This is a genomic window from Xanthomonas sp. 4461 (assembly GCF_024806475.1).
Taxonomy (GTDB): Bacteria; Pseudomonadota; Gammaproteobacteria; order Xanthomonadales; family Xanthomonadaceae; genus Xanthomonas; species Xanthomonas arboricola_F.
In genome coordinates this window covers 1,744,768-1,758,452 of sequence record NZ_JANTYV010000001.1, presented here as the reverse complement: position 1 = coordinate 1,758,452, position 13,685 = coordinate 1,744,768, and the positions used below count along the sequence as shown (strand labels likewise).

Here is a 13,685-nt window from a genome sequence, read left to right as displayed (position 1 = left end):
CCGCTGAGCGTTGCTGATCGTGTGGGGTGGCGGGCCGCTTGACGGCCCGCTGCTTCTGTCGCCAGCTCGCTCCAGCATCCGCCATATAGCTCACGGCCAGCCCGCTCGGCCTAAAATGGCGCGATGAATACCCCAGAAGATTCCACCCTCGGTCGTGAGGTCGCCTATCCCAGCGGCTACGATCCGTCGCTGCTGTTTCCGATTCCGCGCGCGGCCGGGCGCGAGGCGATCGGCCTGACCGGCGCCTTGCCCTTCATCGGGCGCGATCGCTGGCATGCCTATGAACTCAGCTGGCTCGATGCACAGGGCAAGCCATGCGTGGCCACGGCCACCTTGCACGTCCCCTGCGAGTCGCCGTTGTTGATCGAATCCAAGTCGCTCAAGCTGTATCTCAATTCGCTCAATGCCACCCGCTTCAACAGTGCCGAAGCGGTGCGCACGCGCATCGCCACCGACCTGTCCACACGCGCCGGTGCCGATGTGACGGTGGACTTCGGTCTGCCGCCGATCGATGCGGTGGGCGAGGGCGAATCGATCGACGCGCTGGATGTCAGCATCGACGACTACGGCCCGCCCAATGCCGCGTATCTGTCGGCGCACGCGCAACCGCTCACCGAAGAAGTGCTGACCTCGGCCCTGCTCAAATCCAATTGCCCGGTCACCGGCCAACCGGATTGGGCCAGCGTCACGCTGCGCTATCGCGGTGCGCCGATCGACCGCGAAGGCTTGCTGCGCTATCTGGTGAGTTTCCGCGACCACGCCGAGTTTCATGAGCAATGCGTGGAGCGCATTTTCAATGACGTGCTGACCCGCTGCGCGCCTGAGTGGCTGGTGGTCGAAGCGCGGTATACCCGGCGTGGCGGGCTGGATATCAATCCGCTGCGCAGCTCACCCAGCGTGCCCACCCCGCTGTCGATCTTTCGCGACCTGCGCCAGTAAGCACGCCCGTTCCGGGATCGCGCCAGCTTCACGGTGGCGCGATCCATGCTTAACAGCGCTGCACGCACCCTGCAAGCTTCGTGATGCACGAAGGAATGCAGCAATGAGTGCCGATAAGAAGCCAGATTTCTCCAATGTGACGTCGACGGTCGATAGCACCGCCGAAGTGACGCCCGCTCCGGATTTTTCCAACGTGCGCACCAGCGTGCAGAGCACCGCAGAGCTAGTCGAGGAATCGGTCACTGTGCAGGCAGGCGACAGTCTGTCCAGCATTGCCAAACGTCACCTCGGCGACGGCGCATTGTGGCCGCGTATTTTCGAAGCCAACCGCGAAACGCTCAAGGACCCGGACAAGATCTTTCCGGGGCAGGTGCTGCGTTTGCCGCACAAAGCGTAGCGGTCGGCGAGTCACCGCATTACATGGTTCGTGGCGCGCTGCCGGAAATCTCGCGAGACACACCAGAAACCAAGCAAGACACATCAGAAACCAAGACACTGCAGAAACCCTGTTCTTTTCGATATTCGGAGATTGATCCATGCGTACTAAATCCGTTTCAAGCACGCTCGTGATCGCGCTTGCCGGCGTGCTTGCACTGTCCGGCTGCAAGAAGAACGACGACGCCAGCGTTTCGAAGGATCCTACTTCCGGCGCTGCCACGGACGCGATGCCAGGCCCGGCCGCCACGCCGCCGGCCAGCGATCAGGCTGGCCAGAGCACGGCGACCGGTGCGGCCAGCACCGACACCGCAGCGGCGACGGGTTCCGCCGTCAGCGTGTCCAGCGTCGCAGTCGGGACCAGTGCCGCCGCCGACAAGACAGTGACCCCGTCTGCCACCATCGGCACCAAGGACACCATCATCGTGTCGGTCAAGACCGATGGCAGCGCGAGCAATGTGCCCGTATCGGCCAAGCTCACCTATCAGGATGGCCAGGTTGCCGGCGAGCAGAACGCCACGCTGACCACCACTGGCGCAGAAACCACCAACCTCAGCTTCAGCAAGCCCGATGGCTGGCCGGCCGGGACCTATACCGCGCAGGCCATGGTCGACGGCAAGCCTGCGGGCAATCCGCAGACCATTACGGTGAAGTAGCTGACATAGGCGGTCGGTGGCGACGGCGTCGCGTCCCGGCATCGTCCCATCTGCAGCCGGTGACGTCTGCTTGCATCACGTTGCAGCAAAAGGCGCGATCGCGTGATTGCGCCTTTTTGCTGTGCGTCGATTCGGCAATGGATTCGTTACAGCTGCATCCATGTCGATTGGCCGTGTGGCGGGATGAAGCGTCCGCCTGTGGTCGCTTTACCCGGGCGCGGCTCAGACGCGACAATGCCGTGCTGATCCAATGCCGCGTCCATCGCGCTGGCCGATCGGCGTGCCGCCAGCGACCCCCGTCGCGCACGCCAACGTCAACGTCACTGGGCATCGGCGCTCCTCCCGACCACAAGAGCCATCGCACCTCATGTCGAAGACACCGAAGATCCTCTACACGCTCACCGACGAAGCTCCCTTCCTGGCCACGCAGTCGCTGCTGCCGATCATCGATGCCTACACCGATACCGCAGGGATCGTGGTCGAAACGCGCGATATTTCGCTCGCCGGACGCATCCTGGCGCTGTTTCCCGAAAGCCTGAGCGCGGAGCAGAAAATCGCCGACGACCTTGCCGAACTGGGCGAGCTGGCCACCACGCCGGAAGCCAACATCATCAAGCTGCCCAACATCAGCGCCTCGGTGCCGCAGCTCAAGGCTGCCATCAAGGAACTGCAGGGCCAGGGCTACGCGCTGCCGGCCTATCCGGACGAGCCCAAGGATGCCGCCGAAAAAGACATCAAGGCGCGCTACGACAAGGTCAAGGGCAGTGCAGTGAATCCGGTGCTGCGCGAAGGCAATTCCGATCGCCGCGCACCGCTGTCGGTCAAGAACTACGCACGCAAGCATCCGCACCGCATGGGCAAGTGGAGCAGCGATTCCAAGTCGCACGTGGCGCACATGGACGCCGGCGATTTCTTCGGTAGCGAGCAGTCCACCACGCTGGCCGACGCCGGTACGCTGACGATCGAATTCGTCGGTGCCGACGGCAGCAGCAACGTGCTCAAGGACAAGGTCGCGGTGAAGGCCGGCGAGATCGTCGACGCCGCCGTGCTGAGCAAGCGTGCGTTGGCCAGCTTCATCGACGCGCAGATCGCCGATGCCAAGGCCACCGGCGTGCTGTTTTCGGTGCACCTGAAAGCCACCATGATGAAGGTCTCCGACCCGGTGTTGTTCGGTGTGGTGGTCGGGGAGTTCTACAAGGACACGCTGAGCAAGCATGCCGAGGCATTGAAGTCGGTGGGCTTTGACCCGAACAACGGCATCGGCGACCTGTACGCCCGCATCGGCACCTTGCCGGAAGCGCAGCAGGCGCAGATCAAGGCCGATATCCAGGCCGAATACGCGCAGCGTCCGGGCCTGGCCATGGTCAATTCGGACAAGGGCATCACCAGCCTGCATGTGCCCAGCGACGTGATCGTCGATGCGTCGATGCCGGCGATGATCCGCGACTCCGGTCAGATGTGGAATGCCGACGGCAAGCTGCAGGACACCAAGGCGGTGATTCCGGACCGTTGCTATGCCGGCGTGTATCAGGCGGTGATCGACGACTGCCGCACGCATGGTGCCTTCGACCCGGCCACCATGGGCTCGGTGCCCAATGTCGGCCTGATGGCGCAGAAGGCCGAAGAATACGGCTCGCACGACAAGACCTTCCAGCTGTCGGCGGCCGGTACCGTCAAGGTCACCGATGCCAATGGCAAGACGGTGTTCGAACACGCGGTGGAAGCTGGCGATCTGTGGCGCATGTGCCAGGTCAAGGACGCGCCGATCCAGGACTGGGTGAAGCTGGCGGTCGAGCGCGCACGTCTGAGCGATACCCCGGCCGTGTTCTGGCTGGACAAGGCGCGCGCGCATGACGCGCAGGTGATCGCCAAGGTCGAGAAATACCTGAAGGATCACGACACCAGCGGTCTGGATATCCGCATCCTGCCGCCGGTGGAGGCCACCACCTTCTCGCTGGAGCGCATCCGCAAGGGCCAGGACACCATCTCGGTCACCGGCAACGTGCTGCGCGACTACCTCACCGACCTGTTCCCGATCATGGAGCTGGGCACCAGCGCCAAGATGCTCTCCATCGTGCCGCTGATGGCCGGCGGCGGCCTGTTCGAAACCGGTGCCGGCGGCTCGGCGCCCAAGCACGTGCAGCAGTTCGTCGAAGAGAACTGCCTGCGCTGGGATTCGCTTGGCGAATTCCTGGCGCTGGCCGCATCACTGGAGCATCTGGGCAACCGCTACAACAATCCGTCGGCCACGGTGCTGGCCAAGGCGCTGGACGTGGCCAACGGCCAGTTCCTGGACAACAACAAGTCGCCGGCGCGCAAGGTCGGTGAACTCGACAACCGCGGCAGCCACTTCTATCTGGCCATGTACTGGGCACAGGCGCTGGCTGCGCAGACCGAGGACACTGCCCTGCAGGCCAAGTTCGCACCGCTGGCCAAGGCGCTGACCGAGAACGAAGCCGCCATCGTGGCCGAGCTCAACGGCGCGCAGGGCAAGCCGGTCGAGATCGGTGGCTACTACCACCCGGACCTGGCCAAGGTCAGCGAGGCGATGCGCCCGAGCAAGACCTTCAATGACGTGCTGGCCACGTTGAAGGCCTGAGCCCGCGCACCGCGTGCCGGTGCGTCCAGTCCAGTACCATCGTCAGGGCCCGCCTCGCCACTAGGCGGGCCTTGTCGTTTCAGCGAAAGGGCGACAGTGCGGTCATCGCCCGCACCAGCTGGCGCGCACGTCGCGCCATCCTTTTTTCGGCGTTCCTGCGAGGCGCAGGCTCGGCCGCGACCGGTGCGCTCTGCGCGGTCTGTGCTGCCGGTTCGGCGCTGGCGTCCGTTGCCACGTCCATCGCGATCTCCGCCTCCGCCAACTGCCTTGCAAGCGCCACGTCGGCAATGTGCCCGTGCTGGAACAGCAACTCGGTAAAGATGCGCATGATCCTGCTCCCACTTGAGTGGAAGCCACAGTAGGCGCAGGCTTGGCCATGCAGAAGCGAGGCTTTTGCAAGTCAGCGTTGAATTCCATTCAAGGGTGAGCCATGTCGCGTCCGCCGCTTCACGCATTGCAGGGCTTCGTCAGTGCGGTGCGTCTGGGCAATCTCTCGCGCGCTGCCGCGTCGATGCATCTGACCGTCAGTGCGCTCAGTCACCAGGTGCGTGCACTCGAACAACGCCTAGGCTATCGGTTGCTGCAGCGGCACGCGCGCGGCGTCAGCGCCACGCCGCAGGGGCAGCAATTGCTCGATCGCATCGCTCCGCATCTGGATGCGATCGCAGACGCATTCCAGCCGTTCGCTGCACGCCGCGAGGACACGCTTACCCTGAGCATTACGCCGTCGATGGCCTCGGCGTGGCTGGTGCCGCGCCTGAGCAATTTTCTGGCCGCCCATCCCACCATCGAGATCAATCTGTTTTCCAGCGAGCGATTGGTGGATTTCGAACGCCAGCCGCAGGTGGATGCGGCCATGCGCATCGGTGCCGGACAGTGGCCGGGCGTGATCGCCGAACCGTTGTTCGACGAATGGCTGGTGCCGATGGCGAGCCCGTCGCTGATCGCACGCATGGGCGGCATCGATGCGCAGCCGCTGCAGCGATGGCCGCTGCTGGGCGACCCGGATGGCGACTGGCCGCGCTGGTTTGCGACCTTCGGGGGCGAGCCGCCGCGACGGTATGCCGCGGTGCTCGACGAATCCGAGTCCCATCACCGTGCCGCGCTGGATGGCGTCGGGGTTGCGATGGGGCGGGTGACCCGCGCACGCCTGTTGCTGGCATCCGGCCAGTTGGTGGCGCTGTCAGCGCAACGGCTCAAGACCACCTGGTCGCATTACCTGGTATATCCGCAGCGTTCGGCCACGCACACCGGCTTTCTGGCGTTTCGCCAGTGGCTCAAGGCACAGGCGCGCGAACATGCCGAGCACGCGCAGCAGGCGATGGCCGCACCGTCTGCCGTGCTGCCGCCCACCACGCATCGCCGCAAGCGCGCAAGGACACTGCCGCCATGAACCAGCTGCCGTTACCGCCCCAATCCGAACGCCGCGCGCTGGCGATCGCCCACGCGGTGTACGAAGCGTTCGAGGATTACCACGCGCGGTTTTCCGAGATCACCGCACGCGCCAAGCAGCGCTTCGAAATGCGCGACTGGAGCGGCGCGCGCGACGATGCCGTCGCTCGTATCGCGCTCTACGATCAGTACATCAGCGAATGCATGCTGCGCCTGCGTGCCGTGCTGCTGGGGCAGGCGCACGACCGCGCGTTGTGGATGCGCGCACGCAGTCATTACGCCGCGTTGCTGGCCGGGTTGATCGATCAGGAGTTGTACAAGACCTTCTACAACACGCTGACGCGGCGTTACTTCGGCACCCACGGCGTGGATGCCGATATCGAATTCATCGCGCTGGATATCGAACCCACCGACGCCATCACCGTGCCGGTGGCGCGGCATACCTACGCCGTGTCGCCAGGTCGGCTGACCGACATGCTGGTGCGCGTGCTGGGCGATTACGCATTCGCGGTGCCGTATGCGCACCGCACCCGCTGTGCGGCGGCCATTGCGGTACGTCTGCTCGACGACCTGGCGCATTGGGGCGAGCACCCGGTGCGCAGCGTCGAACTGCTCGAGACGGTGTTCTATCGCGAGCGTCGCGCGTATCTGGTCGGGCGCGTGTTCGGCGAGCACCGGTTTTCGCCATGCGTCATCGCATTGGTCAACGACGATGCCGGCTTGCGCGCCGAAGCGGTGTTGACCAGGCGCAGCGATGTCGCCCAACTGTTCAGCAATTCGCGCAGTTATTTTCAAGCCGACCTGTCCACGGTGGGCGATGCGGTGGTCTTCCTGCGCAGCCTGCTTACCCACAAGCCGGTCGACGAGCTGTACACCATGCTCGGCCGCGCCAAGCAGGGCAAGACCGAGCGCTATCGCACGTTCTTCAGCCATTTCCAGGCCCAGCCGTCCGAGCAGCTGGTGCATGCCGATGGCACGCCCGGCATGGTCATGGTGGTGTTTACGCTGCCCAGCTATCCGCTGGTGTTCAAGCTCATTCGCGACCGTTTTGCCTACCCCAAGACCATGAGCCGCGCGCAGGTGGAAGGCAAATACGAATTGGTGTTCCAGCTCGATCGCATCGGCCGCCTGCTCGACGCGCAGCCGTATCGTTTCCTGCGCTTTCCCAGATCGCGCTTCTCGCCTGCGCTGCTGGAAGAGCTGCAGACCAGCTGCGTGATGAGCCTGAGCGAAGACGGCGACGATGTACTGATTGCGCTTTGCTACGTGCAACGGCGCTTGCGCCCGCTCAATCTGTACCTGCGCGAACAACTGCCCGAGGCTGCGCATGCCGCCGCGCTGGACTATGGCCAGGCGATCAAGGACATGGCGCGCAACAACATCTTTCCCGGCGACATGCTGCTGAAGAACTTCGGTATCACCCGACATCAGCGTGCGGTGTTCTACGACTACGACGAGCTGTGCCTGATCACCGAGTGCACCTTTCGCGACTGGCCCACGCCCACCACCTACGAAGAACAGATGGCCGCCGAACCCTGGTTCCATGTCGGCCCACGCGACGTCTTCCCCGAGCGCTTCGCGCTGTTCATGGGCTTGCCATCCTCGCAACTGGAAGCGGTCAAGCACATCCACCCGGAACTGTTCGACCCGCAGTGGTGGCGCGACCTGCAAACCCGGCTACGCGAGGACGACTACCCCGACACCCCGCCCTACGCAGACTCGCGAAAACTGGCCTGACGATTTACGCGTATGCGCCAAGCTGGTACAACGAAACTCAATAACCACGGAGTGCGGTCATGCAATGGAAGCAACGCTTGGGCTTGGGCATTTTGTTGGCAATGGCGAGTGTCAGCGGCGTGCAGGCAGTTCCCAGTGCTGCGCAGGTACAGGCACAGATGGAGGCCAGCATGAATATCGCAGGCGAATTGACGCTGACGCCGGACGGTACCGTCACGGAGGTCAAGCTCACCGACGAAGCAAGCCTGCCGCCAGTGGTCCGCGACCGCGTCAAACAATCGATCGCTTCCTGGCGCTTTGACCCTGTCAAAGACGATGGAAGCGCCTTGCCCGCGCAATTGCTGATGAATCTGCTGCTGGTCGCCAAGCCGGCCGATAACGGCACCTATTCCGTATCGATTCGCAGCGCGCATTTCGGCAGCCAGGAGCAAGCTGCAGCCAGCGTCGCTGCCAAGGACATGCCGGCACCCGCGTACCCTGAGCATGCGTTTCGAGAAGGTGTGACCGGGGTGGTCTATCTGCTGCTCAAGGTCGGGCGCGATGGCAAGGTCGAAGATCTGGTCGCCGAGCAGGTCAACCTGACCACGCTGGCGCCGGAATCCAAGCGCCCGCGCTGGCGCAAGGCGTTTGCCGACGTTGCAATCGCAAAGGCGCGAGGCTGGACATTTGTGCCGCCAACGCAAGGCCCCGAGGCCGACGCGCCGTACTGGGTCATGCGGGTTCCGGTCACCTTCGCCATCGAATCCTGGCCAGGCAATTCGATCGCTGCAAAGCAAGCCAAAAAGTGGCAATCCTATCTGCCGGGCCCGCGTCAGCCGGCGCCCTGGCACGAGCAGCGCGATGCGTCGGTATCGACCGACAGTCCGGATGCGCTGCCGGGCAGTGGCTTGTTCTCCGCACGCGGAGAAGGTGTGCGGCTGGTGACGCCGCTGCAAGGAACTTAAGCGCGAAGCCAATATCAGCGCGGCTGGCGAAGCTACCTCACGCCTGTTGCTTGCAGAGCGGGTGGTCTTGATCGTTCGCTGCCGAACGGCTTATCAGGGCTTGGCTACAAGGCCGCTGTTCTGCCATCTGGCTGCAGGGCCCTTGCCCGCCCACCATCGCGGGACACGCTGCAAGTACGTCCTTGTAAGCTCTTACGCGGCATCCATGCCGCGTAAGGTCCCACGACGATGGGCGGGCAAGGACCGTCGAGATGGTCGGTGTGCATGTTTGCGAGCAGAGCATGAGGTTTGTTGTTTGAGTCACAGCGCGTCCCACCAGCGTTCCATTTCAAGCCGAGAGAAGGCAGGTTTTCAACAAGCACCCTGCAAAACCTTCTGGCATGCCAAAGCAGACGCGGCGATGGGCAGGTGTTGGCCCCGCCGATCAACTTCCTGGTGCGGTGTCCTCGCCGCTTGCGGGACCGCGGGCGGCGAGGATGCCGCTCCCGAGCCTACACACATGTACCTGCGGTGTGTCCCGCGAGCGGCGAGGGCACCCCGCAATCGGCCAACCAGGCTTGTGACTGCAAGCAACCACGCACCCACAAAAAAGCCCCGCAATGCGGGGCTTTTTCTTGTCGAGAATACCGACCAACTCAGCGCTTCATCGAACTGAAGAACTCGTCGTTGGACTTGGTGGTCTTCATCTTGTCCAGCAGGAATTCCATCGCTGCGATTTCGTCCATCGGGTGCAGCAGCTTGCGCAGGATCCAGATCTTCTGCAGCAGCTCCGGCTCGATCAACAGATCTTCGCGACGCGTGCCCGAGCGGTTGATGTCGATCGCCGGGTAAACGCGCTTTTCGGTGATGCGACGGTTCAAATGCACTTCGCTGTTGCCGGTGCCCTTGAACTCTTCGTAGATCACCTCGTCCATCTTGCTGCCGGTCTCGACCAGCGCGGTGGCGATGATGGTCAGCGAGCCGCCTTCCTCCACGTTACGCGCCGCGCCGAAGAAGCGCTTCGGACGGTGCAGCGCGTTGGCGTCCACACCACCGGTGAGCACCTTGCCGGAGCTGGGCACCACGTTGTTGTAGGCACGTGCCAGGCGGGTGATCGAGTCGAGCAGGATCACCACGTCCTTCTTGTGCTCGACCAGGCGCTTGGCCCGTTCGATCACCATCTCGGCGACCTGCACGTGGCGCGCGGCCGGCTCGTCGAACGTGGAGGAGATGACCTCGCCGCGCACGGTGCGCTGCATTTCGGTCACTTCTTCCGGGCGCTCGTCGATCAGCAGCACGATCATGTGCACTTCGGGATGATTGGTGGTGATGGCCGTGGCCACCTGCTGCATCATCATCGTTTTACCGGCCTTGGGCGGGGAGACGATCAGCGCGCGCTGACCCTTGCCCTGCGGCGCCATCAGATCCAGGATGCGGCCGGTGATGTCCTCGGTGGACCCATCGCCACGTTCCAGACGGAACCGGCGACGCGGGAACAGCGGGGTCAGGTTCTCGAACAGCACCTTGTTCTTGCTGGCTTCCAGCGGCTCACCGTTGATGGTGTCCACGATCGACAGCGCGAAATAGCGTTCGCCGTCCTTGGGGAAGCGGATGCGGCCGGACAGGTGGTCGCCGGTGCGCAGGTTGAAGCGGCGGATCTGGCTGGGCGAGATGTAGGTATCGTCCGGGCCGGCCAGGTAGCTGGCTTCGGCGGCACGCAGGAAGCCGAAGCCGTCGGGCAGGATTTCCAGCACGCCGTCGGCGGCAACGCCTTCGCCGTGACGGGTCAGCACCTTGAGCAGGGCGAAGATCACGTCCTGCTTGCGCGCGCGTGCCACGCCTTCCTGGATGTTGAGCTGATCGGCGATGTCCAGCAGCTTTTGCGCCGGCATCCGCTTGAGATCGCTCAGCGAATAGACCGGGAAGCCCTCCGGAACGGCCGGATGCGGACGCGCGATGAACGGCTCGTTGCTGCCGTCGGAGGACGGCATGCCGCCGCCTTCGTTACCGAACCGATCGCGCGGACCGCGGTCGCGGCGGTTGCGGAACCGGTCGCGGCGATTGCCCTGCTGGTTCTGCCCCTGGCCTTGCTGGTTCTGGCCCTGGCCCTGCTGCTGGCCCTGGCCCTGGTTTTGTCCCTGGCCCTGACCTTGGCTTTGCGCCTGATTCTGGTTCTGCTGTTGCTGCGCCTGATTGAAGCGCTGCTGCTGCGACTGGCCGCCTTCGCGGGGCTCGCCGTGATTGTCGCCGCCCTGGCTGGAGCCAGAGGCGTTGCCTGCGCCTGCGCCATCGCCGGACGTCTGCGCCGGTGCCGAGTCGGCAGCGTGCGACGGTGCCTGCGGGGCGCGTGGAGCGTCGGGTGCGGGGCTGGCGGGCAAGGGCAGGTTGGGCTGCTGTGCGCCGGCATCGTCATGGGCGATGGCGGTCTTGCTCACGCGCGGCTTGCGCGCGCGCTTCTCGACGGGAGCGTCGACGCTGCTCCCGGTATCGGAGGAAGGATGATCGGACAAGTGCGTGATTCCTCGCTAAGGTGCGAGCGCCCGGCTGGGGGGCGAACTATTGGTAGATGGGAGTCTAGAAGAGGTTTCTAGAGGGGTACGGCGGCGCACGAACGTGTGCCGGACCAACTGACACTATCACCGCAGCGCGCAACCGCGCAAGCGTCGGCCATGGCAGGGTTTAACTGCCGGCGAACCGCGGGGCGCCCATCGCTGGACGCCCATTCACTCAGGCAGCCGCGCCGCCCAGGGTCTTGTCGATCATCTGGGTCAGCTGGCCCTTGCCGACCGCCCCGATCTGGCTCGCCTGCACCTGCCCGTCCTTGAACAGCAGCAGCATCGGGATCGAGCGCACGTGGTACTTGATGGCCAGGGCGCGGTTCTGGTCCACATTGACCTTGGCAACCTTGAGCCTGCCCTGGTATGTATCGGCCAGATCGTCCAGCACCGGTGCGATCATCTTACACGGGCCACACCACTCGGCCCAGAAATCCACCAGAACCGGTTCGCCGGATTGCAGTACTGCGGTATCGAAGTCGGCATCGCCGACATGTTGAACCTTGTCGCTCACGTTGGGTCTCCTGGAAACCAAACGGCCCACCCGATCGGGCAGGCCGCCACATTGCGTTAAACTGGGGCATTGCGCGACTGAATCAAGTGTCAGTCCTGAAGCCGCGCTGTCCGCCACAAGAGCCGCAGTTTGCGACGCTGTCGGCATCGATGCAAGCCGCGCCCGGGCTGCCCAGGGCGCCTCACGAAGACGGAATAATGAGCGACAAACCGCTGACCGATTTGACTTTTTCCTCGTTCGACCTGCATCCGGCGTTGGTTGCCGGGCTGGAGAGCGCCGGGTTTACCCGCTGTACCCCGATCCAGGCGCTGACCCTGCCGGTCGCGTTGCCGGGCGGCGATGTCGCCGGCCAGGCCCAGACCGGCACCGGCAAGACGCTGGCGTTCCTGGTGGCGGTGATGAACCGCCTGCTGATCCGCCCGGCGCTGGCCGACCGCAAGCCGGAGGATCCGCGCGCGCTGATCCTGGCGCCCACCCGCGAGCTGGCGATCCAGATCCACAAGGACGCGGTCAAGTTCGGCGCAGACCTGGGCCTGCGCTTTGCGCTGGTCTATGGCGGGGTGGACTACGACAAGCAGCGCGAGCTGCTGCAGCAGGGCGTGGACGTGATCATTGCCACCCCCGGGCGGCTGATCGACTACGTCAAGCAGCACAAGGTGGTCTCGCTGCATGCCTGCGAGATCTGCGTGCTGGACGAAGCCGATCGCATGTTCGACCTGGGCTTCATCAAGGACATCCGCTTCCTGCTGCGGCGCATGCCCGAGCGCGGTACCCGGCAGACGCTGCTGTTCTCGGCCACGCTCAGTCACCGCGTGCTGGAGCTGGCCTACGAGCACATGAACGAGCCGGAAAAGCTCGTGGTCGAGACCGAGACCATCACCGCCGCACGCGTGCGCCAACGCATCTACTTCCCGTCCGACGAAGAGAAGCAGACGCTGCTGCTGGGCCTGCTGTCGCGCAGCGAAGGCGCGCGCACCATGGTGTTCGTCAATACCAAGGCGTTCGTGGAGCGGGTGGCGCGCACCCTGGAGCGCCACGGTTACCGGGTCGGTGTGCTGTCCGGCGACGTGCCGCAGAAAAAGCGCGAGTCGCTGCTCAACCGCTTCCAGAAGGGCCAGCTCGAAATTCTGGTCGCCACCGACGTGGCCGCGCGCGGTCTGCATATCGACGGGGTCAAGTACGTCTACAACTACGACCTGCCGTTCGACGCCGAAGATTACGTGCACCGCATCGGCCGCACTGCGCGCCTGGGTGAAGAGGGTGATGCGATCAGCTTCGCCTGCGAGCGCTACGCGATGAGCCTGCCGGACATCGAGGCCTACATCGAGCAGAAGATCCCGGTCGAGCCGGTGACCACCGAACTGCTGACCCCGTTGCCGCGCACGCCGCGTACGCCGGTGGAAGGTGAAGAGGCCGACGATGACGCTGGCGACAGCGTGGGCACGATCTTCCGCGAAGCGCGCGAGCAGCGTGCGGCCGAAGAACAGCGTCGTGGTGGTGGTCGCAGCGGTCCGGGCGGTGCATCGCGCAGCGGCAGTGGTGGCGGTCGTCGCGACGGTGGCAGTGCCGATGGCAAGCCGCGTCCGCGTCGCAAGCCGCGTGTGGAAGGCGAGACGGCCGCAACGCCGGCTGCCGCTGCCGTGCCCGCAGTGGCGGCGGCGTCGGAACAGGCGCCATCGACGGTGGTGGCCGATGGCGAGCGCGCACCGCGCAAGCGCCGCCGCCGTCGCAACGGCCGTCCGGTCGACGGTGCCGAGCCGGTCGCGTCCACGCCGGTGCCTGCACCGGCCGCGCCGCGCAAGCCGACCCAGGTGGTCGCCAAGCCGGTGCGTGCCGCCAAGCCGGGCGGCAGCCCGTCGCTGTTGAGCAGGATCGGCCGCCGCCTGCGTTCGCTGGTCTCGGGCAACTGACCGCTGGCGGCATCAATCGCATCGC

Annotated in this window: 11 protein-coding genes; 8 read left to right on the top strand and 3 right to left on the bottom strand. The window is 64.7% G+C overall.

The genetic code is table 11. From position 1 onward, the window contains the following. Positions 1–123: 123 nt before the first annotated feature. The 4 genes from queF to FHY19_RS07565 all read left to right on the top strand — a co-directional run bounded on the left by queF (position 124) and on the right by FHY19_RS07565 (position 4,629). A complete protein-coding gene (gene queF / locus FHY19_RS07580) occupies positions 124–939 on the top strand; it encodes an NADPH-dependent 7-cyano-7-deazaguanine reductase QueF (protein ID WP_259163569.1) in 816 nt (271 codons plus the stop codon). 103 nt (positions 940–1,042) lie between these two features. Then, on the top strand, positions 1,043–1,336 hold the full coding sequence (locus FHY19_RS07575) for a LysM peptidoglycan-binding domain-containing protein (RefSeq protein WP_259156878.1): 294 nt from the start codon (positions 1,043–1,045) through the stop codon (positions 1,334–1,336). 139 nt (positions 1,337–1,475) lie between these two features. Then, on the top strand, positions 1,476–2,030 hold the full coding sequence (locus tag FHY19_RS07570) for a hypothetical protein (protein ID WP_259163563.1): 555 nt from the start codon (positions 1,476–1,478) through the stop codon (positions 2,028–2,030). Between the two features lie 367 nt (positions 2,031–2,397). Continuing rightward, the gene (locus FHY19_RS07565; RefSeq protein WP_259163561.1) at positions 2,398–4,629 is read left to right on the top strand and encodes an NADP-dependent isocitrate dehydrogenase; all 2,232 of its coding nucleotides are present in this window, start codon (positions 2,398–2,400) and stop codon (positions 4,627–4,629) included. A 79-nt stretch (positions 4,630–4,708) separates the two neighbouring features. Here FHY19_RS07565 and FHY19_RS07560 read toward each other — a convergent pair whose 3' ends face one another. Next, complete coding sequence (locus FHY19_RS07560; RefSeq protein ID WP_259163555.1) at positions 4,709–4,957, bottom strand: hypothetical protein; 249 nt, start codon at positions 4,955–4,957, stop codon at positions 4,709–4,711. 102 nt (positions 4,958–5,059) lie between these two features. Here FHY19_RS07560 and FHY19_RS07555 point away from each other — a divergent pair, with 102 nt between their 5' ends. The 3 genes from FHY19_RS07555 to FHY19_RS07545 are packed head-to-tail and all read left to right on the top strand — an operon-like array spanning position 5,060 to position 8,702. After that, positions 5,060–6,022: a LysR substrate-binding domain-containing protein gene (locus tag FHY19_RS07555; protein ID WP_259163553.1), complete on the top strand. Its 963-nt coding sequence runs from the start codon at positions 5,060–5,062 to the stop codon at positions 6,020–6,022. Beyond that, the gene (aceK, locus tag FHY19_RS07550) at positions 6,019–7,758 is read left to right on the top strand and encodes a bifunctional isocitrate dehydrogenase kinase/phosphatase (protein WP_259163545.1); all 1,740 of its coding nucleotides are present in this window, start codon (positions 6,019–6,021) and stop codon (positions 7,756–7,758) included. The genes FHY19_RS07555 and aceK overlap by 4 nt, the downstream gene beginning before the upstream one ends. Positions 7,759–7,817: 59 nt before the next feature. Continuing rightward, on the top strand, positions 7,818–8,702 hold the full coding sequence (locus FHY19_RS07545; RefSeq protein WP_259163539.1) for an energy transducer TonB: 885 nt from the start codon (positions 7,818–7,820) through the stop codon (positions 8,700–8,702). 635 nt (positions 8,703–9,337) lie between these two features. Here FHY19_RS07545 and rho read toward each other — a convergent pair. Both rho and trxA read right to left on the bottom strand, forming a co-directional pair. Continuing rightward, positions 9,338–11,191, bottom strand: coding sequence for a transcription termination factor Rho (rho, locus tag FHY19_RS07540; protein ID WP_259163531.1), 1,854 nt, complete (start codon positions 11,189–11,191; stop codon positions 9,338–9,340). Positions 11,192–11,408: 217 nt separating this feature from the next. Beyond that, a complete protein-coding gene (gene trxA, locus FHY19_RS07535; RefSeq protein WP_046964286.1) occupies positions 11,409–11,750 on the bottom strand; it encodes a thioredoxin TrxA in 342 nt (113 codons plus the stop codon). 197 nt (positions 11,751–11,947) lie between these two features. Between trxA and rhlB the strand changes: the two genes are divergently transcribed. Beyond that, on the top strand, positions 11,948–13,660 hold the full coding sequence (gene rhlB / locus FHY19_RS07530) for an ATP-dependent RNA helicase RhlB (RefSeq protein ID WP_259163523.1): 1,713 nt from the start codon (positions 11,948–11,950) through the stop codon (positions 13,658–13,660). Positions 13,661–13,685 lie beyond the last annotated feature (25 nt).

Bases quoted from the DNA above. Each gene is read 5' to 3' on its own strand.
- FHY19_RS07570 (WP_259163563.1), top strand. From the start codon at position 1,476: ATGCGTACTAAATCCGTTTCAAGCACGCTCGTGATCGCGCTTGCCGGC.
- FHY19_RS07545 (WP_259163539.1), top strand. From the start codon at position 7,818: ATGCAATGGAAGCAACGCTTGGGCTTGGGCATTTTGTTGGCAATGGCG.
- FHY19_RS07555 (WP_259163553.1), top strand. From the start codon at position 5,060: ATGTCGCGTCCGCCGCTTCACGCATTGCAGGGCTTCGTCAGTGCGGTG.
- FHY19_RS07575 (WP_259156878.1), top strand. From the start codon at position 1,043: ATGAGTGCCGATAAGAAGCCAGATTTCTCCAATGTGACGTCGACGGTC.
- rhlB (WP_259163523.1), top strand. From the start codon at position 11,948: ATGAGCGACAAACCGCTGACCGATTTGACTTTTTCCTCGTTCGACCTG.
- FHY19_RS07565 (WP_259163561.1), top strand. From the start codon at position 2,398: ATGTCGAAGACACCGAAGATCCTCTACACGCTCACCGACGAAGCTCCC.
- queF (WP_259163569.1), top strand. From the start codon at position 124: ATGAATACCCCAGAAGATTCCACCCTCGGTCGTGAGGTCGCCTATCCC.
- FHY19_RS07560 (WP_259163555.1), bottom strand. From the start codon at position 4,957: ATGCGCATCTTTACCGAGTTGCTGTTCCAGCACGGGCACATTGCCGAC.
- aceK (WP_259163545.1), top strand. From the start codon at position 6,019: ATGAACCAGCTGCCGTTACCGCCCCAATCCGAACGCCGCGCGCTGGCG.